This window comes from Massilia antarctica (assembly GCF_015689335.1).
Classification (GTDB): domain Bacteria; phylum Pseudomonadota; class Gammaproteobacteria; order Burkholderiales; family Burkholderiaceae_D; genus Telluria_A; species Telluria_A antarctica.
Genome location: NZ_CP065053.1, coordinates 5,582,833 through 5,605,766 on the forward strand (window position 1 = coordinate 5,582,833; position 22,934 = coordinate 5,605,766).

At 61.9% G+C, this 22,934-nt stretch carries 16 protein-coding genes and 5 tRNA genes; 5 read left to right on the plus strand and 16 right to left on the minus strand.

The features are described 5' to 3' along the window. Positions 1-60: 60 nt before the first annotated feature. Positions 61-831 carry a hypothetical protein gene (locus IV454_RS24625; protein WP_206092940.1) on the minus strand — a complete coding sequence of 257 codons (771 nt, stop codon included), beginning with the start codon at positions 829-831 and terminating at the stop codon, positions 61-63. Positions 832-1,022: 191 nt separating this feature from the next. Next, on the minus strand, positions 1,023-4,637 hold the full coding sequence (locus IV454_RS24630) for a hydantoinase B/oxoprolinase family protein (RefSeq protein ID WP_206088275.1): 3,615 nt from the start codon (positions 4,635-4,637) through the stop codon (positions 1,023-1,025). A 112-nt stretch (positions 4,638-4,749) separates the two neighbouring features. Between IV454_RS24630 and IV454_RS24635 the strand changes: the two genes are divergently transcribed. Beyond that, the gene (locus IV454_RS24635; protein WP_206088276.1) at positions 4,750-6,234 is read left to right on the plus strand and encodes an NAD(P)H-hydrate dehydratase; all 1,485 of its coding nucleotides are present in this window, start codon (positions 4,750-4,752) and stop codon (positions 6,232-6,234) included. A 187-nt stretch (positions 6,235-6,421) separates the two neighbouring features. On the opposite strand, the gene IV454_RS24640 is transcribed toward IV454_RS24635, so the two are convergent. Further along, complete coding sequence (locus IV454_RS24640; protein WP_054262574.1) at positions 6,422-7,138, minus strand: ABC transporter ATP-binding protein; 717 nt, start codon at positions 7,136-7,138, stop codon at positions 6,422-6,424. Here IV454_RS24640 and IV454_RS24645 point away from each other — a divergent pair. The 3 genes from IV454_RS24645 to IV454_RS24655 are packed head-to-tail and all read left to right on the plus strand — an operon-like array spanning position 7,137 to position 10,134. Next, positions 7,137-7,766: an arylesterase gene (locus IV454_RS24645; RefSeq protein ID WP_206088277.1), complete on the plus strand. Its 630-nt coding sequence runs from the start codon at positions 7,137-7,139 to the stop codon at positions 7,764-7,766. The two genes, IV454_RS24640 and IV454_RS24645, sit on opposite strands and share 2 nt — an antisense overlap. After that, a complete protein-coding gene (mnmH, locus tag IV454_RS24650; protein ID WP_206088278.1) occupies positions 7,763-8,845 on the plus strand; it encodes a tRNA 2-selenouridine(34) synthase MnmH in 1,083 nt (360 codons plus the stop codon). The genes IV454_RS24645 and mnmH overlap by 4 nt, the downstream gene beginning before the upstream one ends. Continuing rightward, complete coding sequence (locus IV454_RS24655) at positions 8,842-10,134, plus strand: PoNe immunity protein domain-containing protein (RefSeq protein ID WP_206088279.1); 1,293 nt, start codon at positions 8,842-8,844, stop codon at positions 10,132-10,134. Before mnmH ends, IV454_RS24655 begins: the two co-directional genes overlap by 4 nt. 37 nt (positions 10,135-10,171) lie before the next feature. On the opposite strand, the gene IV454_RS24660 is transcribed toward IV454_RS24655, so the two are convergent. From IV454_RS24660 to IV454_RS24720, 13 genes are all read right to left on the minus strand, one after another. After that, positions 10,172-10,915 (minus strand): hypothetical protein, encoded by a 744-nt coding sequence (locus IV454_RS24660; protein WP_206088280.1) that lies wholly within the window; start codon positions 10,913-10,915, stop codon positions 10,172-10,174. A gap of 377 nt (positions 10,916-11,292) precedes the next feature. Next, entirely contained in the window at positions 11,293-11,685 is a 393-nt protein-coding gene (locus IV454_RS24665; protein ID WP_206088281.1) for a hypothetical protein, read from the minus strand. A 134-nt stretch (positions 11,686-11,819) separates the two neighbouring features. Continuing rightward, positions 11,820-13,754: a SurA N-terminal domain-containing protein gene (locus tag IV454_RS24670; protein ID WP_206088282.1), complete on the minus strand. Its 1,935-nt coding sequence runs from the start codon at positions 13,752-13,754 to the stop codon at positions 11,820-11,822. Between the two features lie 209 nt (positions 13,755-13,963). Continuing rightward, positions 13,964-14,040: transfer RNA gene (locus IV454_RS24675), tRNA-Asp, on the minus strand. Between the two features lie 22 nt (positions 14,041-14,062). After that, positions 14,063-14,139, minus strand: a tRNA-Asp gene (locus tag IV454_RS24680). A gap of 25 nt (positions 14,140-14,164) precedes the next feature. Further along, positions 14,165-14,241: transfer RNA gene (locus IV454_RS24685), tRNA-Asp, on the minus strand. A gap of 31 nt (positions 14,242-14,272) precedes the next feature. Continuing rightward, positions 14,273-14,348, minus strand: a tRNA-Val gene (locus IV454_RS24690). 67 nt (positions 14,349-14,415) lie between these two features. Next, positions 14,416-14,688: a non-specific DNA-binding protein Hbs gene (gene hbs / locus IV454_RS24695; RefSeq protein ID WP_054262580.1), complete on the minus strand. Its 273-nt coding sequence runs from the start codon at positions 14,686-14,688 to the stop codon at positions 14,416-14,418. Between the two features lie 158 nt (positions 14,689-14,846). Next, on the minus strand, positions 14,847-17,264 hold the full coding sequence (lon, locus tag IV454_RS24700) for an endopeptidase La (RefSeq protein ID WP_054262581.1): 2,418 nt from the start codon (positions 17,262-17,264) through the stop codon (positions 14,847-14,849). A gap of 283 nt (positions 17,265-17,547) precedes the next feature. Then, on the minus strand, positions 17,548-18,816 hold the full coding sequence (gene clpX, locus IV454_RS24705; protein ID WP_054262582.1) for an ATP-dependent Clp protease ATP-binding subunit ClpX: 1,269 nt from the start codon (positions 18,814-18,816) through the stop codon (positions 17,548-17,550). Positions 18,817-19,121: 305 nt separating this feature from the next. Continuing rightward, positions 19,122-19,739, minus strand: coding sequence for an ATP-dependent Clp endopeptidase proteolytic subunit ClpP (gene clpP / locus IV454_RS24710; RefSeq protein WP_054262583.1), 618 nt, complete (start codon positions 19,737-19,739; stop codon positions 19,122-19,124). Positions 19,740-19,776: 37 nt separating this feature from the next. Beyond that, on the minus strand, positions 19,777-21,117 hold the full coding sequence (tig, locus tag IV454_RS24715) for a trigger factor (protein ID WP_206088283.1): 1,341 nt from the start codon (positions 21,115-21,117) through the stop codon (positions 19,777-19,779). Positions 21,118-21,151: 34 nt separating this feature from the next. Continuing rightward, positions 21,152-21,238, minus strand: a tRNA-Leu gene (locus IV454_RS24720). Between the two features lie 274 nt (positions 21,239-21,512). On the opposite strand from IV454_RS24720, the gene IV454_RS24725 reads away from it, so the two are divergent. Next, on the plus strand, positions 21,513-22,832 hold the full coding sequence (locus IV454_RS24725) for an MATE family efflux transporter (RefSeq protein WP_206088284.1): 1,320 nt from the start codon (positions 21,513-21,515) through the stop codon (positions 22,830-22,832). Positions 22,833-22,934: the final 102 nt, after the last annotated feature.

The following is a 22,934-nucleotide window of genomic DNA, read 5'->3' on the forward strand; positions in this document are numbered from 1 at the left end:
GGCCCGCCGAAACAACGTCAATAAGCCACGGCTCCCTTGGCGGCCACATCACACCGATCCTCAGCACTCGCGCGCCAGCGCCCCGCTTTTACATGGCTTGGCGGTGGCCGGCGTGTGCAGCTTGAACGCCGGTTCATGCCGGGCTACCGGTTTCGCCGGAGCGGGCTTGGCCTTTGCGGCCGGTTTGGCCCCTGGCTTGGGCGCCGCTTTGGGCTTGAGGCCAGGTTTGACGTGCGCCACGGCGGCCGGCTTTTTCTTCACGCCTGCTTTCACCGCCACCGGCGCCGCGTTTTTCTTCGCGCCTGGCTTGACCACCGCCACAGGCGTTTTAGGATGGGTCAACGGCTTTTTCGCCGCAAGCACCGCTGCCTTGGCCTTGACCGGATGCTTGGCCGCCAGCGCTTTTTTCGCCACGGTGGCGGCGAGCGGATGCGCTGGTTTCGGCGCAGGCGCTGGCTCAAGCGGCTTTTTGACCGCCGCCGCCGGCTTTTCCGGTTCCGGCGGCAAGACGACCAGCGGGGGCACCGCTTCCGGCGCCGGCGTGATCCGGCCCGGCGGCGGTGCTGTGTTATCCGGCGGCGGTTCGGTGGCCGTCAGGGGCACCACAGCCGGTGGCGCCGCCGTGAGCGCCGGCTTGGCCCGCACCGCTGTGTCAATCTTCGCGCTCATCGCCACGGCTTGCATGGCATCGTCGACCTTGCGTTCCGAATAAAACCAGAAGCCGGCACCGGCCAGCGCCGCCAGGGCAGCCACGCTGCCGCCCCAGGCCACCGCCGTGCCGATCCAGTCGCCCGCAGGCACCCTGTCTTGCGGCGCGATACCCGACAACACGGGCGGTCCGTCCGGCTCCGATGAAGGCAGCGCCGTTTCGGGAGGGACTGCCGGCGCAGCCGGTGCCGGCCCGTTTTCCGGCAACAGGCTCGGTTCTACCCGCCTGGGTTCGTTTTGCTCATGTGATTCCAAAATCTAACCCTTAGTGATCCGACACTGAATTGTGTACCTAGACACAAGTGTAGCCAATTTCACACATTTTCGGAGCACGCTTCTCCAAATCCCCCTCCGCCCGGCGTTTCGATCACGAACAGGTCGCCTGCCGCCATCTCGGTTTTGCCGATGTGCGCGAGCAGCTCGATGCTGCCGTCGGCCCGCACCACCTTGTTCACACCGCAGGCGCCCGGGCTGCCGCCGGCCATGCCGAACGGCGCATGGATGCGGTTGTTCGACAGGATCGCCGCCGTCATCGGTTCCAGGAAACGCAGCTTGCGCACCCCGCCGTTGCCGCCGTGGCAGCGCCCTGCTCCGCCCGAACCGGGCCGGATTTCATAGCTTTCCAGCCGCACCGGGAAGCGAAATTCCAGGATTTCCGGGTCGGTCAGGCGCGAATTGGTCATATTGGTCTGGACCACGTCGGTGCCGTTGTAACCCTCGCCGGCGCCGGAACCGCCCGAAATGGTTTCGTAATATTGGTATTTGGCGTTCCCGAAGGTGAAGTTGTTCATCGTGCCCTGCGAGGCGGCCATGACCCCGAGCGCGCCGTACAAGGTATTGGTGATGCAGGTCGACGTTTCCACGTTGCCCGACACCACCGACGCCGGATAGTGCGGATTGAGCATCGAGCCGGGCGGGATGATCACCTTCAGCGGTTTCAGGCAGCCCGCATTGAGCGGAATTTCGTCGTCCACCAAGGTGCGGAACACGTACAGCACCGCCGCCATGCACACCGCCGACGGCGCGTTGAAGTTGTTGGCCAACTGCGGCGACGTGCCCGTAAAGTCGATGGTCGCGCTGCGCGCGGCCCGGTCGACCCGGATGGCGACCTGGATCTGCGCGCCATTATCGAGCTGCGTGGTGAAGTCGCCGTCGCCCAGCGCCGTGATCACGCGCCGCACCGCTTCTTCCGCGTTGTCCTGCACGTGGCCCATGTAGGCCTGCACGACGGCCAGGCCGAAGTGCGCGACCATCTTGCGCAGTTCGTCCACGCCCTTCTGGTTGGCTGCCACCTGGGCGCGCAGGTCGGCCATGTTCTGGTCGGGATTGCGTGCCGGGTAGCGTGCGCCGCACAAGAGAGCGCGCGCTTCAACGTCGCGCAGCATCCCATCGGCGCCGTCGACCAGCTTGAAATTATCGATCAACACGCCTTCCTCCTCGATGAACACCGAGTCTGGCGGCATCGACCCCGGCGTGGTGCCGCCGATGTCGGCGTGGTGGCCGCGCGAGCCGACGTAAAACAGGATCGCGGCGCCCGCCTCGTCGAATACCGGCGTAATCACCGTCACGTCGGGCAGGTGGGTGCCGCCGTGGTAAGGATCGTTGAGCATGAAGACGTCGCCCGGACGCATCTTGCCGGCGTTCTCGGTCATGACGGTCTTGATCGATTCGCCCATCGAGCCCAGATGCACCGGCATGTGCGGCGCATTGGCGATCAGATTGCCGGCGGCGTCGAAAATCGCGCAGCTGAAGTCCAGCCGCTCCTTGATGTTGACCGAATACGCGGTGTTCTGCAGGCGCAGCCCCATTTGCTCGGCGATCGACATGAACAGGTTATTGAAGATCTCCAGCATCACCGGGTCGGCCGTAGTGCCGATGGCGCGCCGCGCGGGCAGCGCTTCGATCCGGGTCAGCACCAGGTGGTTGTGCGGCGTGACTTTCGCCTGCCAGCCCAGTTCCACCACGGTGGTGGCATTGTCCTCGGCGACAATGGCCGGGCCCTTGATCACGTCGCCCGGACGCATGTCGGCGCGCTTGTACAGGCCCGTGTTGTGCCACGAGTCGGCGCCGAACATGCGCACCGTCTCGCGCGCCTTGAGCGGCCCCTCGCGCGTGGGCAGCACTACCAGGCTCTCGGCCGGCGCGTCGGAGGCGCCGATGGCTTCGACCGACACCGCCTCGACCACCATCGCCTTGGACGGCATCAGGAACGAAAAGCGCTTCTTGTAGGCGGTCTCGAACTGGCTCTTCATGCGCTCGGGATTATCGAACAGGACGATGATGGCCGAGTCGGTGCCTTCGTAGCGCAGATGAACGCGGCGCACCAGGCGGATGCGCGACGCGGCCACGCCCTGGTGCGTGAGTTCGCGGGTCAGGCCGTCGCCGAGGGCGTGCAGATAGCCGGCCAGCATATCGGGCGTGGTATCAAGCAGGCGCAGTTCGACCGCGCGCTCGCGCATGGCGCGCTGGTCGGCCAGGCCCATGCCGTAGGCCGACAGCACGCCGGCCAGCGAGTGCACGAACACCGTCTTCATGCCGAGGGCGTCGGCCACCAGGCAGGCGTGCTGGCCGCCGGCGCCGCCAAAACTGGTGAGGGCGTATTCGGTCACGTCGTGGCCGCGCTGCACCGAGATCTGCTTGATCGCGTTGGCCATGTTCCCGACCGCGATCTGGATGAAGCCTTCGGCCACCTGCTCCGGCGCGGGCGTGACGCCGGTGGCAGCGCCGATTTGCTGCGCCAGCGCGCGGAACTGCGCGCGCACGCTCTCCGGGTCGAGCGGCTGGTTGGCCTCGGGACCGAACAGGCGCGGGAAATGGGCTGGCTGGATTTTGCCCAGCATGACGTTGCAGTCGGTGACCGCGAGCGGACCGCCGCGGCGGTAGCTGGCCGGGCCCGGATTGGCACCGGCGCTGTCCGGGCCGACGCGATAGCGGCTGCCGTCGAAATGCAGGAGCGAGCCGCCGCCGGCGGCCACGGTGTGAATGCTCATCATCGGCGCGCGCATGCGCACCCCGGCGACCTGGGTCTCGAACACGCGCTCGAATTCGCCCGAAAAGTGCGACACGTCGGTCGAGGTGCCGCCCATGTCGAAGCCGATCACCTTGTCGAAGCCGGCCAGCTGGCTGGCGCGCGCCATGCCGACGATGCCGCCGGCGGGGCCGGACAGGATGCTGTCCTTGCCCTGGAAGGCGCGCGCGTCGGTCAGGCCGCCGTTCGACTGCATGAACTGCAGGTTCACGGTGGGCATGTCAGCGGCTACCTGGTCGACGTAGCGGCGCAGGATCGGCGAGAGGTAGGCGTCAACGACGGTGGTGTCGCCGCGCGCGACCAGTTTCATCATCGGGCTCACTTCGTGCGATACCGAGACCTGGGTGTAGCCGATGGCACGGGCGATGCGTGCGCAAGCCGCTTCGTGCGCGGTGTAGCGGTAGCCGTGCATGAAGACGATCGCCAGCGAGCGGGCGCCGTCGTCGTAGGCCGTTTGCAGGGCGGCGCGGGTGGCGTCGTCGTCGAGTGGCGTAAGCACGTCGCCGTGGGCGCCCACCCGTTCATCGATTTCCACCACGTGGCTGTACAGCAGTTCCGGCAGCACGATATGACGATCGAACAATTTGGGCCGGTTCTGATACGCTATGCGCAGCGCATCGCGAAAGCCGCGCGTGATGGCCAGCGCCGTGCGCTCGCCTTTGCGTTCGAGCAGGGCGTTGGTGGCGACGGTGGTGCCCATCTTGACCGCCTCGATGGCCTCGACCGGGATTGGCGCGCCCGCTTGCAGACCAAGCAGGTGGCGGATGCCGGCGACGGCCGCGTCGCTATACTGCTCCGGATTTTCGGACAGCAATTTATGGGTCACCAGGCTGCCGTCAGGCTGACGTGCCACGATGTCGGTAAATGTGCCGCCGCGATCGATCCAGAATTGCCAATCCATGTGCCGTCCTTAAATGTGTTTGGGATGGCGCATATTGTAGTGCCCAACCCGAAATTTTAGTCGGAACGTATTGAAATTGGCACAATATTGGTGCCCGTGCAACGGAGTTATGATGAAATCACTATACAGCGTGGCCGAAATCCGCAGTATCGAACATGCCCTGGCGGCGACCCTGCCGGCGGGCACCTTGATGCGGCGCGCCGGCGAGGCGGCCACCAGCGCCGCGCGCGACATGCTGGCCGGGCACAAGGTGCTGGTGCTGGCCGGCCCGGGTAACAACGGCAGCGATGCGCTCGAAGTCGCGGCCAATCTGGCCGGTCCGGACACCGATGCGCAAGCCGACGTCACGGTTCTGTATTTTCCCGGCGCGGCGGCGCCCTCGGTGGAGACGGCGCAGGCACTGGCCCGGGCGCGCGCCAGCAAGGCGCACTTTGCCGGCACCCTGCCGCTCGGGCGCGACTGGAGCCTGATCGTCGATGGCCTGTTCGGCATCGGACTCGAACGTCCGCTCGCGGGCGCCATGCGCGCGCTGGTCGATAGCATCAATGAACTCGGGCGGCCGGTGCTGGCGCTCGATGTGCCGAGCGGGCTCGATGCCGATACCGGCGCCGTGATCGGCCCGGACGGCGTGGCGATCCGGGCGACGCGCACGATTACCTTCATCGGCGACAAGCCAGGGCTGCATACCTTCGAGGGACGCGATTACGCGGGCCAGGTGCAGCTGGCGCCGCTGGGCATCGATCCGGGCCAGCGGCCGCCGGCAGGAGCGTGCCTGAACGAACCGGCGCTGTTTTCGCTGCACCTGGCGCCGCGCCGGCAAAACAGCCACAAAGGCAGCTTTGGCGATGTGGCCGTGATCGGCGGGGCGAAAGGCATGGCTGGCGCGCCCCTGCTGGCGGCGCGCGGCGCGCTGTTCTGCGGCGCCGGTCGGGTATTCGTGGCGGCCATCGATCCCCTGACAGCGGTCGATTTCGCGCAGCCCGAGATCATGATGCGCGACGCGCAGGAGTTCGACAGCGGCGACGGCACCTTGGTGATCGGCCCTGGCATGGGCGATTCGGTCATCGCCATGCGGGTGCTGTTCAAGGCGCTCGAAGGCACGGCGCCGCTGGTGATCGATGCCGATGCGCTCAACCTGATCGCGGCCAGTCCGGATTTGCAGGGGCGGCTGGCGCAGCGCGCGGCGCCGGCGATCCTGACGCCGCATCCGCTGGAGGCGGCGCGGCTTCTGGGCGTGACCAGCTCCGTGGTGCAGGGCGACCGGCTGGCCGCTGCGCGCGAACTGGCGTCGCGCCTGAACGCGGTGGTGGTGCTGAAAGGGTCGGGCAGCGTGATTGCGAATGCCAGTGGCGCGGTCGTGATCAATCCGACCGGGAACGCGGGACTGGCCACGGCGGGCAGCGGCGACGTGCTGGCGGGGATCTGCGGCAGCTTGCTGGCGCAGGGGTGGGAGGCCTGGGAGGCGGCGCTGGGCGCGGTCTGGGTGCATGGCGCGGCGGCCGACCGGCTGGTGGCGCATGGGAGCGGGCCGATTGGCTTGACGGCGGGTGAATTGCCGCTGGCGGCACGCGCGGTGCTGAACGCGCTGGCGCGCTAGTCGCAACCGGCTTGACCGCTCCACGGCCGGTCGTTCCCGCCTCCCGTCGTTCCCGCGAAGGCGGGAACCCAAGTTGGTACCGAAGCCGTTGGCGGCTCATGGAACTTGGGTTCCCGCCTTCGCGGGAACGACGGGGGAAGGATGGAGAACGGGGGAACGACGCGGGGGCGACGGCGCTAAGCGATGACTAAACCAAGCGTCCAGCCGCAATCGTAATCGTGCGTCCGCAGCGCGCCGCAATCGACGGATCGTGCGTGACCAGCACCAGGGTCGAGCCCCGTTCCCGGTTCAACTCGAACATCAGCTGAATCACCGATTCGCCGGTGGCCGCGTCAAGACTGCCGGTCGGCTCGTCCGCGAACAGCAGCGGCGGCTCGGTCACGAACGCGCGCGCCAGGGCCACGCGCTGCTGCTCCCCGCCCGACAAAAATTTCGGATAATGCTTCAGCCGGCTCGACAGCCCTACCCGCCCCAGCATCGCCGCCGCCTTGTCCTTCGCATCACTTTCACCGCGCAATTCCATTGGCAGCATGACGTTTTCCAGCGCATTCAAGTGCGCCAGCAGCTGGAACGACTGGAACACGAAGCCCAGCTTGGCCTTGCGCAGGCTGGCGCGGCCATCTTCATCGAGCGCGAAGATATCGTCGCCGGCGAGGATGACCTTGCCGGACGATGGCGTGTCCAGGCCTGCCAGCAGCCCGAGCAAGGTCGACTTCCCGGAACCGGACGCGCCCACGATCGCGAGCGTCTCGGCCGGTTGCACTGTAAAATCCACACTGTGCAGGATGGTGAGTTCGCCGCTGGCGTCGGCCACCCGTTTCGACAAGCCGATCACCTCGATCGCCGCCGACGCCTTTGCATGGTCACTTACGTAACGATTGGAAGAATCAGGAATGTCACGCATGCTTGTTTATCTCAAAAAATGGTCGGTTTGCGCTCTGCTGATGATGGCTGCCTCGGCGAGCGCCTATTCTGCACCAAAAACCGTGCTTGTGCTGGGCGATAGCCTGTCCGCCGAGTATGGGCTGAACCGCGGCGCAGGCTGGGTCGCGCTGATGGAGCAGAAACTGAAGGCCGAAAAAATCGACGCCACCGTCGTCAACGCCAGCATCAGCGGCGAAACCACCAGCGGCGGGCGGGCGCGCCTGCCCGCCCTGCTCACCCAGCACAAGCCCGACATCGTGGTCATCGAACTGGGGGCCAATGACGGCTTGCGCGGCTTGCCCGTGCCGGCCGCCGAAGCGAATATGCGCACCATGATCGAACTGGCGCAAAAGAACAAGGCGCGCGTGCTGCTGGTCGGCATCCGCATTCCGCCCAACTACGGGCGCGATTACACCGAGCGCTTCTTCGGTATGTACAAATCGCTGTCGACCCAATACAAGGCGCCGCTGGTGCCGTTCATGCTCGACGGCGTGGCCGACAAGCCGGCGCTGTTCCAGGCCGACCGCCTGCATCCGAACGCGCAAGCCCATCCGATCATCCTCGCAAATATCTGGCCGCAATTGCTCGCACTGGTGACATCCCGATGAAATATCCCGCCCTTGAAAATTTTGCGTCCCTGCTGCCGCGGCTCGACCAGTTCGACTGCATCATCGATGCGCGCAGCGAATCCGAATTCGCCCTCGACCATATTCCCGGCGCCATCAACTGCCCCGTGCTGAGCGATCCGGAGCGCGTGCGGGTCGGCACCATGTACAAGCAGATCAACGCCTTCGAGGCCAAGAAGGTCGGCGCGGCGCTGGTGGCCAAGAACATCGCGCGCCATATCGAAACCCTGTGGCTGGACAAGCCGAAAGAATGGCGTCCGCTGGTGTACTGCTGGCGCGGCGGCAACCGCAGCGGCTCGATGGCGCTGATCCTGGCGAAAATCGGCTGGCCGGCGGTGCAGCTCGACGGCGGCTACAAGGCCTACCGTGCGCATGTCAGCGCGGCGCTGCTGGAAACACCCCTGCCCGAGTTCAAGGTCATTTGCGGCACCACCGGCAGCGGCAAAAGCCGCCTGTTACAAGTGCTCGATTCGATCGGCGCGCAGGTGCTGGACCTGGAACAGCTGGCCGCGCACCGCGGCTCGGTGCTGGGCAACCTGCCGAGCAAGCCGCAGCCATCGCAAAAAATGTTCGAGACCCTGATCTGGGAAAAGCTGCGGCGCTTCGATCCGGCGCGGCCCGTGTTCGTGGAATCGGAAAGCAAGAAGGTCGGCCAGTTGCGCGTTCCGGATGCGCTGATGGACAAGATGCGCCAGTCGCCCTGCGTGTCCTTGACATTGTCGCGGCCGAACCGGGTGCGCCTGCTGATGGAAGATTATCAGCATTTCACCGAGAGCCCGGATACGCTCAACACCCAGCTCGACTGCCTGACGCAGCTGCACGGGCGCGACAAGATCGATAGCTGGCACGCGCTGGCCAGTGGCGGGCAAATGCCGGTGCTGGTCGATGAATTGCTGGCTGCACATTACGATCCGGCTTACCTGCGCTCGATCGACCGCAATTTTATCCAGGTCGGCCAGGCCGAGGTGGTGCAGCTGGACGATATCGGCGAGGCGGATTTCCTGGCTGCGGCGCACCATTTGCACGCCGCGTCAGCAAGCCCTGATATGTTGACGGCATGACGACACCGCGCAACCTGGGCAGCACGCCTGGCGAGATGGATTCCCATGTCAACGATGCCGACGGCAAGGTCGCGTGGCTGCTGCGCCGCTACGCGGAAGAGCCGGAAGATCCATACAACCAGTACAACCTGCTGACCGTTCCGCGCCATCAGCAAAAATGCCTGCTGTACCGCTTTGCCCGGGGCGATACGCTGGGCAGCATCCGCGCCTGGTTCCTGGGCGAGATGCTGCCCACCCTGCGCACAACGCAGGAAATGTGCAAGGCGCTGTTCCCGGAGCACGATGTGCTGGTCAACGCGGCAGAACCGTGGGCGTTGCTGTGGCTGTTCGCCTTCGTTTGCTTCGACGAGGATGGCACGGAACTGGCACGCGCGGACAGCTGGTTCGCGCGCAAGGACGGCCCGGTGTTGTTTGACATGCTGCTCAAGGCCTTCGTTCCGTCGACGGCCTATGCCAGGAAATACAATCCGAAGTCATCGACGCCGCAGGAAGAATCGGTCATCGATGCGCTGCTGCTGGACGAACCTGCGCGCGGCCGCGCGCTGGAAGCTTGCATGCGCCAGTGGCCGAAGCTCATGAAGCCGTACGGCTACCGCGAAGCGCCGGCCGAAGGCAAGCATCTCTTCGAGCATTTTCCGTTCGAGATTGCACTGGCCGTGTGTGCCTGCGACGCCGACGACAGCGCCTTGCGCGACCTGCCCTACTATCCGCGCGAGCTGGTGGACTACTACCGCAGCCACGTGCGCCCCAAGCGCGACGCGTGGCGGGGCACGGGCGTGGGCGCCGGCCCGGAGATTCCTCCGGCTCCGCACCGGCAGCCGAAGAAAGTGTATTCCCTCAAGCCCGCCGAGGCATACGTGCGCTGGCTGGAACTGGCGTGCAACGAGCAGCCGGAGATGATCGCGAAGGCGCACAAGGGACTGAAAAAGCGCAAGAGCATGCCGGCCCTGTGCAGCGCGATGGAGGTACTGGCGGGGCTGGGCTGCGGCGCTCAGGCGGACCTCAAGGATGATGCGACCTTGGCCGACCATGTGGTGGCCATGTGCGCCGCGCGCGCCTTGCCCGCGTTCACGCCGCCACCGCCGCCGGAAGGCCCGGCCCGCATCGGCCAGATCCTGTCGGCGTTGCAGGCATGGTCGGTCGGGCAAGGCCAGCAGTTGTTCGTGCTGAGCGACGATGAAGACGACAACTGGAACGCGCTATTGGTGCGGGCCGATGCGAAGGATGAATTTGCACTGCTGTGCGAGCAGTTGTCGCTTGAGGTGCTGGACGAGGCCGGCTGGAGCTGAGCGCCGGCATTGGTTTTCCGGCCGCCCGGGCCATCGTTCAGGAAATGAGATGCCGGAACGTCGGCTCGATGTTTTTCGCATGCAGGAAGCGCACGATGTCTTCCAGGGTAGCGTCGCGCAGCAGCAAGCCATCGGCGCCGGCGGCAGCCGCACGTGGCGCAACGGCGGGCATCTCGGGCGCACCATGCGCCTGTCCGAGCACGTGGACGGCATGCGCGAACTGTTTGGCGCTGATGCTCTCCACGCGCTCGAGCAGCGCGGTCTGGCCTGCCAGCGGCGGCAGCATTTCCAGCCCGGACTCGTCGGCAAAGGAAGCGCCCAGGCCAGGATCGATGAATGCGGCCCACTTGCCGCTGCGCGAGTCCAGGCAAGGCGGCAATTCCACCGCGGCGCCAGCGGCATCCGGCGCCAGGTCCATGTCTGGCGTGTAGGCCTTGCGGATCAATTCCAGAAACGTTTGTACCTGGGCCACCGGCATGGGCGTGTCGAGCGACATCCACAGGTAGTAACCATTGGCACCGGAAACACTGACTGCCGGCGCGGGAAAGCCAAGCTCGGCCTGCAAGGCATTGGCCACCATGCACAAGCGGCTCCAGTGCTGTGCTTCCATGGCACCAGACGTTTTCCGGAAGGCGAGCACCATGGCGCACGTCCGGCCCTGACTGTCCGCCAGATTGACAGACAGGGAACTCTGCCCGAGCCGCCGCTGCGCCATCATGTCTGGCGTCAACGTGCCCTCGGGCAGGTATAACCTCGTCAATTCTGAAATCAATTTTTGCATGCGTTTCCTTGAATCGGACTGCCTCAGCCTATTGCTGGCCTGGTCCGCCCGCACATTTTGCCACAGGCGTAGCAATGCCGGAGATATCCTGCGAACTATGTCGAGGAGCGCACAAGGTCGTTGCGCGCCTCCGTACCGTTTAATATCCGGGACAAGGCATAAGGCGCCCCGATTGTCCTTTAAATGGCCTGGTCTTAAATAACATTGCCTGCACCGCGCATATAATCTCGCCCAACCCCGATACTTAATCAACTTCGTACATATAACGGTGTCCGGTTCAATCGGAAAAATGCAGCAATTGTCGATTGATTTGCTGCGTTTACTGCCGGCAGTGTCGCTGAAAGCCGCGCCTGTTTCCGGCCGGCCTGGCGCGACCGCTATTTCTCGAACAGAAAAGAGGCAATCTTGACGAGGCCGAGCAGCAGAGCGACACAAAACACGACTGAAAAGCAGCCGATAAAAATGCGGGAAAACGAGATTTCGGCGCTATGCGCGGGAGCCGGTTCCTTGCCGCGGATGAGCCGATATCCTCCCACCGTGAAAAAGGCGTATGCGAGCATGACGGGCATCATGGCCAACGTTGGCGGCGCATGGCTGACCGCGATGAGCAGGCCGCCAGTGACAATACAAACCAAGCCGATCAAAAGACAAATCAGCCCGTTCCACCGAATCGTCCGCGATGTGGACGTGGCTGGTGGGGAAAACGACAGCGCTACCGCATCGAGCGAGCGCTGCGCCACATTCACGATCAAACCTAAGCTAGCCATCATGTCCTGATTCAATGTGTGGGCGAGGCACGGAGCGCGGCGTCCTGGTGCCGGGCAGTTGAGCATGCAGCCGGTCCGGCCGGCGAAAAAAAACCCGGTAGCGCGAGCGACCGGGTTTTTATCTGCCTGAACAGCGATTACTTCACTGCTGGCGCAGCTGTCGAATCGGCCGCGACGACGTCAGTCTTGACCACGACCTTGGCATGGGCTTTTTCCTTGAGCGCGTCGATGTAACCGTGCATCTCAGCCTGCCCGATTCGCTGGGCGATGTCGCGCTGCTCCGCCGCGCGGCGCGCCAGGTCCGGCTTGGCCGCTTGCGCAACTTTGCCGATGCGATAGACGCCGTAGCCGATGCCCGGCAAGTCCACGCCCACATAGGCTGGCAACTTGCTCGTGTCGGCCTTGAGCACCAAGGGCAGCGCGGTCGGGTTGATGCCCGCCGGCGCGGCGCGGCTGACGACCTTTGTATCGCCGAAACCGCTGGCGTCGCCATTGACCTTGGCGGCGGCAATCCTGGCTTCGCCGGCTTTTTTAGCCAGGCTGGCCGCTTCCTGCTCGGCCACGCGCACACGGATGATGTCGCTCACTTCAGCCAGCGGACGCAGGGTCGCCGGCTTGTAGTCCACTACCCGGGCGGCAACCAGGGTGCTCGGCATGACTTCGATGGCATCGGTATTGCGCTTGTTCTTGAGCACGCTATTCGTGAACACCGCGTTCAGGAGCTTGACGCTATTCAATGGCGACTTGCCCAAGGCCGGATTCGGCGTGCGCGTCACGTTGTCGAGCGTTTCAATCTTCAGCTTGAGCTTGTCCGCAGCCGGTTTCAGGCTGTCGGACTGGTCGTACACCGTATCGCTGAAAATTTGCGCCAGTTCCGAATACTTCTTGGACATCTTCGGCTTCTTGACTTCCGCGGTGATCGCATCCTTGACTTCGTCGAGCGGCTTGACGACCTCGGGAACCAGCTTGGTCACGGTCAGGATGTGGTAACCGAATTCCGATTCCACCACGTCGCTGATTTCACCCTGCTTGAGTTTGTATACGGTTGGCTCCAGCGCCGCGCTGAGGAATTCACCCTTCTTCGCCTCGCCCAGATCGCCGCCCTGTTCGGCCGTTGCCACGTCCTGCGACTTGGCCTTGGCCACGGCCGCAAAACTCTCAGGCGCCTTGCGCAGCTCGGCCAGCACAGCCTCGGCCGTGGCCTTGGCGGCGGCCTTGTCGGCGGCGCTCGCGGTTTTGGCGGCGCTGAACATGATGTGGCTGTAACGACGCTCTTCCGGCGCGGTATAGCGCTTCAAGTTATTTTTATAGAACTCGCCCACTTCGGCGTCGGTCACGCTGACCAGGCCTTCGACCGCGGCGGCGTCGAACAGCAGGTATTCGATCTTGACCTTTCCCGGAATCTGGAACAAGGCGGCGTTCTTGTCATAGAAGGCTTTGATCATCTCGTCGGTGACCTTGACCTGGGCTTGCTGCTCCTTGGACGAGAACAGCAGTTCCTGCACTTCGCGCTCCTGGTCGAAGGTGTCGGACAGGCGCGCGGCAACGGCACGCGGCACGAACGAGGTTTCCTGCACGGTGCCGGTCAGCTGCTGCAGTGCGAAATTGCTGCGCAGGCTAGCCTCGTACTGGTCGGCGGTCATGCGCGCGTTGGCCAGTGCGGCAAGGTACACTTCCACGTCGAATTTACCGTTTGTCTTGAACGTGTCATCCTGCTGGATCGTGTTGATCAGCACATCGTCGCCCACGGTCAGGTGGCTGCGGGCGATTTCAGCTTCCACGGCGCGCTGAGCGACCAGGTTGTTGAGGATTTCGCGCTTGAATTGCGGCGTATCGAAGCGCTTCTGGTCGAACTGCGCGCCCATCGCGGCGCGATAACGGTCGACCTGCTTGCGCTGGGCGTCTTCCCATTCGGGCTGCGTGATCTTCTTGCCGTCGACCGTGGCCACTTGAACGGCGCTGTCGCCGCCGCCAGTAGTACTGCTCACGATACTGCCGACCACGAATGCGGCGACCAGCACGCCCAGCACAATCTGGATCCAGCGCCTGTGATTACGAATAAATTCAAACATGGTTTGCCAATTCGGGATGAATGAAACTGCGATTAAATGCGATCGAGACGCACACATAAAAAAAAAGGCGAACTCTCGTTCGCCTCTTTTCTTTTGACAGGACTGCCAGGACCCGGCTGCGTTGAACCAGCCGTGGAATCCCGTGCGGGCGACTCCTGATTCCCGGCGCGCTCCCCGATCAGGGAACACACCATCGTACTGCTTTATGCTGGCGGAGCGGACGGGACTCGAACCCGCGACCCCCGACGTGACAGGCCGGTATTCTAACCAACTGAACTACCACTCCTAATTCGTTTCTTCTTATTCGTTGGCGGAGCGGACGGGACTCGAACCCGCGACCTCCGACGTGACAGGCCGGCATTCTAACCAACTGAACTACCACTCCTCGAATGAAACAGCGTATTTTTTATTGGCGGAGCGGACGGGACTCGAACCCGCGACCTCCGACGTGACAGGCCGGCATTCTAACCAACTGAACTACCACTCCGTAAAAAATACTGGTACTACATGCCAGGCTCTGGTGGGGGCTGAGAGGCTCGAACTCCCGACCCGCGCCTTGTAAGGGCGCTGCTCTACCAACTGAGCTAAACCCCCGTAAGCACACCCGTGTCACCGAGTGCTGCTGGACATTTTCCGGTGATTGTCACCTCACCGAAGGACATTAGTTTACTGCATCTTTAAGCGCTTTACCAGCTTTAAATTTAGGAACTTTCGCCGCCGCGATCTTGATCGCTTCCTTGGTGCGCGGATTGCGGCCGGTACGCGCGGCGCGCTCGCCCACCGAGAAGGTGCCGAAGCCGACCAGGGTCACGCTGTCGTTCTTCTGCAGGCTGGCCGTGACGGCATCGATCATCGCGTCGAGCGCGCGCGTGGCCGAGGCCTTGGTGATGTCCGCCGACTTCGCGATTTCTTCGATCAATTCTGTTTTGTTCACTTGTGCCCCGTTACATAAGATATGCGGCGAAAATAAATCCGCAGCGCGTATTAAACAAGCCGTCCCTCCGCCTGTCAAGCCAAATACCAACCCACCTGCCAAGCCAAAAAGAAACAAGCGTCCGAAGACGCTTGCGTGGGTACTGCGCTACTACCGGTTTAGTGTTTGACGATGTCCGTTTGCGGGACCGCGCCATCGACCGGGGGCGTGGCCGCCACCGCGGCAACAGCCGGCACTTCCACCACCGGCGTCGGCATGCGTTCCAGCGCGATTTCCAGCACCTTGTCGATCCAGCGTACCGGAACGATTTCGAGCTTGTTCTTCACGTTGTCCGGAATGTCGGCCAGGTCCTTGACGTTCTGCTCCGGAATGAGCACCGTCTTGATGCCGCCGCGATGCGCCGCCAGCAGCTTCTCTTTCAGGCCGCCGATCGGCAGGACTTCGCCGCGCAGGGTGATCTCGCCCGTCATCGCCACGTCGGCCCGGACCGGAATGCCGGTAAAGACCGACACCAGCGCGGTGGTCATCGCAATACCGGCCGATGGACCGTCTTTCGGGGTCGCGCCTTCCGGCACGTGAATGTGAATATCGGCTTTTTCAAACACGTCATTCTTGATGCCCAGACGGTTGGCGCGCGAACGCACCACGGTGCGCGCCGCTTCGATCGATTCCTTCATCACGTCGCCCAGGGTACCGGTGCGGATGACGCCGCCCTTGCCCGGCATTTGCACCGCCTCGATGGTCAAGAGATCGCCGCCCACTTCGGTCCATGCAAGGCCGACCACCTGGCCGATCTGGTTCTCTTTCTCGGCCACGCCGAAATCGTAACGGCGCACACCAAGGAACTTGTCGATGTTCTTGCCGTTGACCGTGACCTTTTTATCGGCCTTTTTCAACAGCAGCATCTTGACCACCTTGCGGCAGATCTTGGAGATTTCGCGCTCGAGCGAACGCACGCCGGCTTCCCGGGTGTAGTAACGGATGATGTCGCGGATCGCGCTTTCGGCCACGGCGATTTCTTCTTCCTTCAAGCCATTCGCCTTGATCTGCTTGGGCAGCAGGTAACGCTGGGCGATGCTGGTCTTTTCATCTTCCGTGTAACCGGACAGGCGAATGACTTCCATGCGGTCGAGCAGCGCCGGCGGAATGTTGAACGAATTCGAAGTCGCCACGAACATCACGTCCGACAGATCGAAGTCGACTTCGATGTAGTGATCCGAGAACGTGTGATTCTGTTCCGGGTCCAGCACTTCGAGCAGGGCCGACGATGGATCGCCGCGGAAGTCCGCGCCCATCTTGTCGATTTCATCGAGCAGGAACAGCGGGTTGCGCACGCCGACTTTCGCCAGGGATTGCAGCACCTTGCCCGGCATCGAACCGATATACGTGCGGCGGTGGCCGCGAATCTCGGCTTCGTCACGCACGCCACCCAAAGCCATGCGCACGAATTTGCGATTCGTGGCCTTGGCGATCGATTGGCCCAGCGAGGTTTTACCCACGCCTGGAGGACCGACGAAGCACAGGATCGGCGCTTTCAGTTTGTCGACCCGTTGCTGGACCGCGAGGTATTCCAGAATACGTTCTTTGACCTTGTCCAGGCCATAGTGATCGCCTTCGAGGACTTTCTCGGCGTTCGACAGATCGTTATTGACCTTGGATTTTTTCTTCCACGGCAGATTGACCAGGGTATCGATGTAGTTGCGCACGACGGTGGCTTCGGCCGACATCGGCGACATCAGCTTGAGCTTTTTGAGTTCGTTGGTCGCCTTGTCCAGCGCTTCCTTCGGCATCTTGGCGGCGATGACTTTTTTCTCGAGTTCATCGATATCGGCGCCATCTTCGCCCTCGCCCAGTTCCTTCTGGATCGCCTTGACCTGCTCGTTCAGATAGTACTCGCGCTGCGATTTTTCCATCTGGCGCTTGACCCTGCCGCGGATGCGCTTTTCCACCTGCAGAATGTCGAGCTCGCCTTCGAGCTGGCCGAGCAGGTGCTCAAGACGCTTGGCGACATTGAAGATTTCCAGGATCACTTGCTTCTGCTCAAGCTTGAGCGGCAGATGGGCGGCGACCGTATCGGCCAGGCGGCCGGCATCATCGATCCCTGCCAAGGATGCGAGGATTTCAGGCGGAATTTTTTTGTTCAGTTTGACGTACTGGTCGAACTGCTGGACGATCGCGCGGCGCATCGCCTCGACTTCGGAGTCGTCGCCGATTTCCGAATTGAGCGGGGTCAGGTCGGCGATGAAGTGCGTCGGCGCATCGCTGATGTGGTTGATGCGCGCACGCTGGGCGCCTTCGACCAGTACCTTGACTGTGCCGTCTGGCAGCTTGAGCATTTGCAGGATGTTCGCCACGCAACCGATTTCATAGATGTCGGACGCGGACGGCTCGTCCTTGGCGGCAGCCTTCTGGGCCGCCAGCATGATGCTCTTGCCCTGCTCCATGGCTGCTTCCAGCGCCTTGATGGATTTCGGACGGCCGACGAACAGTGGGATCACCATATGCGGGAAGACGACCACGTCGCGCAACGGCAGTAAGGGCAGCGTCGTTTGCTCGGTTAATTTGGAAGTTGTCATGGCATACCTTATAGAAAGCGTGTTTACGATGTTGGCACTGACTGCCAAAACACAAGACCGGCAGATAAAATATTTCTACAAGTTATTTGAACAATTCATCAACTTGATTCAAATACAACCGGAATAATCTAAAAAAATTTTATCGGATCAAATAAAAAAGCCACCGCGCAGCGGGTTCCGCTGCGAGTGGCTTTTCGAGTGAAGCCTGATTCTTTTATTGAGGTAAATTGTACCGCCAAGAATTCAGGAATCAATGCTTTTGTTGCGTGCGCAGCGCAGAATTTCAGTTTTCGCCCGATGCTTTTGCGCTTTCGCTGTAAATCAGTAAAGGTTTGGCGCCATTCGTGATCGAATTTTCATCGATAACGACCTTGATGACATTCTGCTGATTTGGCAATTCGTACATCACATCGAGCAGTGCATGTTCAAGAATGGAACGCAAACCGCGCGCACCGGTCTTGCGTGCCAGTGCCTTGCGGGCAATTGCGTGCAAGGCGGCCGGACGGATTTCCAGTTCCGCGCCTTCCATTTCCAGCAGTTTGGAATACTGCTTGATCAAGGCATTCTTCGGCTCGATCAGAATCTGGATCAGCGCTTCCTCGGTCAGTTCCGACAGGGCGGCAACCACCGGCAGGCGGCCCACCAGTTCGGGAATGAGGCCGAACTTGATCAAGTCTTCCGGTTCGGCTTCAAGCAGCACGTCGGCGCTGGCGCGCTGCGATTCGCTCTTGACCATGGCCGAGAAGCCGATGCCGCTCTTTTCGGAACGGTTCTGGATGATCTTGACCAGGCCGTCGAACGCGCCGCCGCAGATGAACATGATGTTGGTCGTGTCGATCTGGACGAAATCCTGGTTCGGATGCTTGCGCCCGCCTTGTGGCGGTACCGACGCCATCGTACCTTCGATCAGCTTGAGCAAAGCTTGCTGCACGCCTTCGCCGGAGACATCGCGGGTAATCGACGGATTGTCCGATTTGCGCGAAATCTTGTCGATTTCATCGATGTAGACGATGCCGCGCTGGGCCTTGTCGACTTCGTAATTGCAGCTTTGCAGCAGCTTCTGGATGATGTTCTCGACGTCCTCGCCCACATAACCGGCTTCGGTCAGGGTGGTGGCGTCGGCGATCACGAACGGCACATTGAGCATGCGCGCCAGGGTCTGCGCCAGCAGGGTCTTGCCCGAACCGGTAGGACCGACCAGCAAGATGTTGCTCTTTGCCAGTTCGACTTCATCCTTCTTGCCCAGGTGCTTGAGGCGCTTGTAATGGTTGTACACCGCAACGGACAGGATGCGCTTGGCGGTTTGCTGGCCGATCACGTACTGATCCAGCAATTCCTTGATCTCGTTCGGAGTCGGCAGGTCGGACTTGGCGCCGGCCACCGTTTCCACGTTCGAGGTCTCGTCGCGGATGATGTCGTTACACAGGTCGATGCACTCGTCGCAAATGAAGACGGATGGACCTGCGATGAGTTTCTTCACCTCGTGCTGGCTCTTGCCGCAGAACGAGCAGTAGAGGAGTTTTTCGCCGCTGGAGGATTTTTTGTCTGACATGGGGCAGGTTTCTATTGAATTGCTATAAATGTAACGCGAACCGAAGCGCTACAAGGGGGCGCGCTAACAGCATGCTACCCGAAATAAAAACGAAACGCCCGAACGTTGTAGCGCACGGGCGTTTTTTGAGCAACACCTGAGGCGAACCTTGATAAAGCTACAACGCGGCGCAATTGTCGTTCTGCGATGCTCGCCGTACGTGTGTACGGCCCGCTTCTCGAACAACAGGTGCACCGCTCGCTACGCTTTCTCAAGGTCCGCCTGGCGCCGTCGGTGCAACTGGCCGCGCGGCCCGCGCTAGGACTTTATTCGCGCTTCGCAAGGACTTTGTCGATCAGACCATATTCCGCGGCTTCGTCGCCGGACATGAAACGATCGCGGTCGGTATCCTTGTGGATCTGTTCCATCGTCTTGCCCGTACGTTCGGCCAGGATGTGGTTCAGGCGCTCACGCAGGTAGAGGATTTCCTTGGCCTGGATTTCGATGTCCGACGCCTGACCTTGCGAACCACCGGACGGCTGGTGAATCATGATGCGCGAGTTCGGCAACGAGAAACGCTTGCCCTTGGCGCCAGCGGCCAGCAGGAAAGCGCCCATCGAGGCGGCCATCCCGGTGCACAGGGTCGACACGTCCGGCTTGATGAAGTTCATCGTATCGAAGATCGCCAGGCCGGCCGACACCGATCCGCCAGGCGAGTTGATGTAGAGCGAAATATCCTTGTCCGGATTCTCGCTCTCGAGGAACAGCAACTGGGCGACGATCAAGTTGGCCATCTGGTCATGCACCGGCCCGACCATGAAAATTACGCGTTCCTTGAGCAGGCGCGAGTAAATATCGTACGAGCGCTCGCCGCGGCCGCTTTGCTCCACGACCATCGGAATGAGGCCGAGTGCTTGTGTATCCAATGCCGGATTGTGATTCATACCTGTCTCTTCCTTTGTAAGCAGCCTAAAGCAAGCTTTAAGCTTGTGCGTTGCTTCCCATCAACTCGTCGAATGCAACAGCCTTGGCCGTGACTTTCGCGATACCGAGTACATAGTTAACGACGTTTTCTTCCAATACAAGAGCTTCGACTTCCGACAGGCGGCGACGATCGCTGTAGTAGTACTTCAGTACTTCACGCGGATCTTCGTAGCTTTGGGCGAAATCTTCGATCTGCGCCTTGACCTGCTCAGGCGTTGCCTGCAGCTTGTTGTCGCCAACCAGTTGCGACAGGATCAGGCCCAGGCGCACGCGGCGCTCGGCCTTGGTGGCGAACAGTTCTTGCGGGAATGGCATATCCTTGACATCCATGCCGCGCTGCGCCATGTCCTGGCGGGTCATCTCGGCCAGACGCTCGGCGTCCTGGGCGATCATGACTTTAGGAACTTCCATCTCGGTGACCTTGACCAGGGCATCCATCACGGCTTCCTTGTTGCGTGCCTTGACACGGCCCGCGACTTCGCGTTCCAGGTTGACCTTGATATCGGCGCGCATTTTGTCCAGATCGCCATCTTCCATGCCCAGGGATTTGGCGAACTCGGCATCGACTGCCGGCAGGTGCGCCCATTCCAGCTTTTTCAGGGTGATGGTGAACTCGGCGGTTTTGCCGGCCACGTCAGCACCGTGGTAATCGGCAGGGAATGCCAATGGGAAGGTTTTTGCTTCGCCGACCTTCAGGCCGACGGTGGCTGCTTCGAATTCCGGCAGCATGCGGCCTTCGCCGAGCACGAATGCGTAGTCTTCCGCTTTACCGCCTGGGAATTCAACGCCATCGATCACGCCGACGAAGTCGACCGTTACGCGGTCGCCATTGGCTGCGATCGGCTCGCCGCCGTCGCCGTGTTCGCCAGCTTCACCCTTGGTGTGGTAATGCACGCGCTGCTTGCGCAGGATGTCGATGGTTTTTTCGATTTCCGCGTCCGACACGTCGGCTTTCACGGTGTCGATCTCGACACCAGACAGGTCGCCGATGACGACTTCAGGATAGACCTCGAAGGTGGCGTCGAACGACAGCACGCCTTCGGCGGAATCTTCCTTTGGTTCGATTTTTGGGAAACCGGCAACGCGCAGCTGGTTCTCGTTGGCGGCGTCATTGAACGCGCGGCCGACTTTATCGTTCAGCACGTCCGATTCGATCTGGTAGCCGTATTGCTGCGCGACCATTTTCAGTGGAACTTTGCCTGGACGGAAGCCAGGTGCCTTGGCCGTTTTGGCCTGCTGTTTCAGGCGCTTTTCCACTTCCGTACGGACGTCAGTCAGCGGAAAAGAGATCGTCAAGCGACGTTCGAGTTTACCCAGGGTTTCGACTGCAGTTGCCATTGTAAAAATCGTCCAAAAAATAGAATTAAACTCGTGGTGCGAGGAGGGGGACTCGAACCCCCACACCATTGCTGGCGTCAGGACCTAAACCTGGTGCGTCTACCAATTTCGCCATCCTCGCGGGATCGCATTGACCGCCATCATAGGCAAGTGAATGCACCTTTCCATCTGAAAAAACAAAGGGCGCCCGACAGTGAAACCGGCCGCCCTGCACTGCCTTTGTTAGGGGCTACAACTTCAACCCGGTATTTTACTGGATTTTCTGATCACATAGGGCGTTTTTTGAAACGGGCTCAGGCGGCGTATAATTTGGAAACGTTTTCAGTCCTTTAGAGAAATACCTCCGCATGTCTTCCAATCACATTAACAAAGTCCGCCAGGCGAGTTTATTCGCCATGACGTGGCCTATCTTCGTCGAGCAACTCTCGCATATCCTGCCGGGGATCGTCGACACCTTCATGGTCAGCCACCTGGGCGACTCGGCCGTGGCGGGGCTGGCGGTGGCCAACCAGATCGTCGGCTTTTGCGTGATTCTGTTTTCGTTTGTCGGCATCGGCAGCGCGGTCGTGCTCACCCACTACCTGGGCGCGGGTGACCGTGCCGGTGCGCAGCGCGTGGCGGCCACGGCGGTAGGCATCAACTTCTGGCTCGGGATGGTGGTCAGCGTGGCGATCTGGGCGTTTTCCGCGGACATGCTGCGTCTGCTCCACCTGCCGCCGCAACTGATGCCCTACGCCCAGCCGTTTCTGGCGCTGATGGGCGGGACCCTATTCCTCGAATCGATCAATATCGCGTTCGGCTCGGTGCTGCGGGCGCATGGGCACACGCGCGAAGCGATGTTCGTCGCCATCGGCATGAACGTGCTCAATCTGATCCTGAATGTGGTGTTGATTTTTGGCTTGCTGGGGGCGCCGAAGATGGGCGTGATCGGCGCGGCGCTGTCGACCGTCATCAGCCGCGCCGCGGCCTGCGTGGCGCTGGCGTGGCTGGTGCGGCGCCAGCTCAAGCTGGGCGTGCGCCTGTCCTGGCTGCTGAACCTGTCGCGCGAGACCCTGGCGCGCATCCTCAAGATCGGCTTGCCGGCGGCGGGTGAGAATTTGTGCTGGCAAGCCAGCTTCATGGTGATCACGTATTTTGTCGGGCAAATGGGCGTGGTCCAGCTGGCCACGTTTTCGTATGCGATTCAGCTATCGATGATCATGATGATGCTGGGCATATCGATTGGCATCAGCACCGAGATCATGATCGGCCACATGGTGGGCGCGGGCGAGTTCGACCAGGCTTACCGGCAATTGCTGCGCAGCCTGAGGGTGGGCTTGGGAGTGACGGTCGTGACGACCTGCGTGGTGGTGCTGCTGGCGCCGTGGCTGCTGGGCTTTTTCAGCAAGGACCCGGCGATCGTCGCCGGCGGCGCGGTGCTGCTGCGTATCAGCTTGCTGCTGGAACCGGGGCGGACGTTCAACCTGGTGGTGATCAATTCACTGCGGGCGACGGGCGATGCGCGTTTTCCGGTACTGATGGGCGCGTGCTCGATGTGGGGCGTGGCGGTGCCGCTGGCATGGCTGCTGGGCCTGCATTTGGGCTGGGGATTGATTGGGGTGTGGATCGCGTTCACCTGCGACGAATGGGTGCGCGGGTTGGCGATGTATGCGAGGTGGAAGAGCCGGGTGTGGGAAAAACATGCGCACGCGGTGCGGGCGCATGTGGCGACGTAAAATCGAAAAGCAGCGGTAACCTTAGCTCCGTCGTTCCCGCGAAGGCGGGAACCCAAGTTCGTTGCTCAGTCTGTAGCTCCGGAACAAACTTGGATCCCCGCC

Excerpts from the sequence above, each read along its gene's own strand:
- IV454_RS24640 (WP_054262574.1), bottom strand. The coding sequence starts at position 7,138 with ATGCGTGACATTCCTGATTCTTCCAATCGTTACGTAAGTGACCATGCA.
- mnmH (WP_206088278.1), top strand. The coding sequence starts at position 7,763 with ATGAAATATCCCGCCCTTGAAAATTTTGCGTCCCTGCTGCCGCGGCTC.
- IV454_RS24660 (WP_206088280.1), bottom strand. The coding sequence starts at position 10,915 with ATGCAAAAATTGATTTCAGAATTGACGAGGTTATACCTGCCCGAGGGC.
- tig (WP_206088283.1), bottom strand. The coding sequence starts at position 21,117 with ATGGCAACTGCAGTCGAAACCCTGGGTAAACTCGAACGTCGCTTGACG.
- clpX (WP_054262582.1), bottom strand. The coding sequence starts at position 18,816 with ATGTCAGACAAAAAATCCTCCAGCGGCGAAAAACTCCTCTACTGCTCG.
- IV454_RS24670 (WP_206088282.1), bottom strand. The coding sequence starts at position 13,754 with ATGTTTGAATTTATTCGTAATCACAGGCGCTGGATCCAGATTGTGCTG.
- clpP (WP_054262583.1), bottom strand. The coding sequence starts at position 19,739 with ATGAATCACAATCCGGCATTGGATACACAAGCACTCGGCCTCATTCCG.
- IV454_RS24645 (WP_206088277.1), top strand. The coding sequence starts at position 7,137 with ATGCTTGTTTATCTCAAAAAATGGTCGGTTTGCGCTCTGCTGATGATG.
- IV454_RS24630 (WP_206088275.1), bottom strand. The coding sequence starts at position 4,637 with ATGGATTGGCAATTCTGGATCGATCGCGGCGGCACATTTACCGACATC.
- IV454_RS24725 (WP_206088284.1), top strand. The coding sequence starts at position 21,513 with ATGACGTGGCCTATCTTCGTCGAGCAACTCTCGCATATCCTGCCGGGG.
- lon (WP_054262581.1), bottom strand. The coding sequence starts at position 17,264 with ATGACAACTTCCAAATTAACCGAGCAAACGACGCTGCCCTTACTGCCG.
- IV454_RS24655 (WP_206088279.1), top strand. The coding sequence starts at position 8,842 with ATGACGACACCGCGCAACCTGGGCAGCACGCCTGGCGAGATGGATTCC.
- IV454_RS24665 (WP_206088281.1), bottom strand. The coding sequence starts at position 11,685 with ATGATGGCTAGCTTAGGTTTGATCGTGAATGTGGCGCAGCGCTCGCTC.
- IV454_RS24635 (WP_206088276.1), top strand. The coding sequence starts at position 4,750 with ATGAAATCACTATACAGCGTGGCCGAAATCCGCAGTATCGAACATGCC.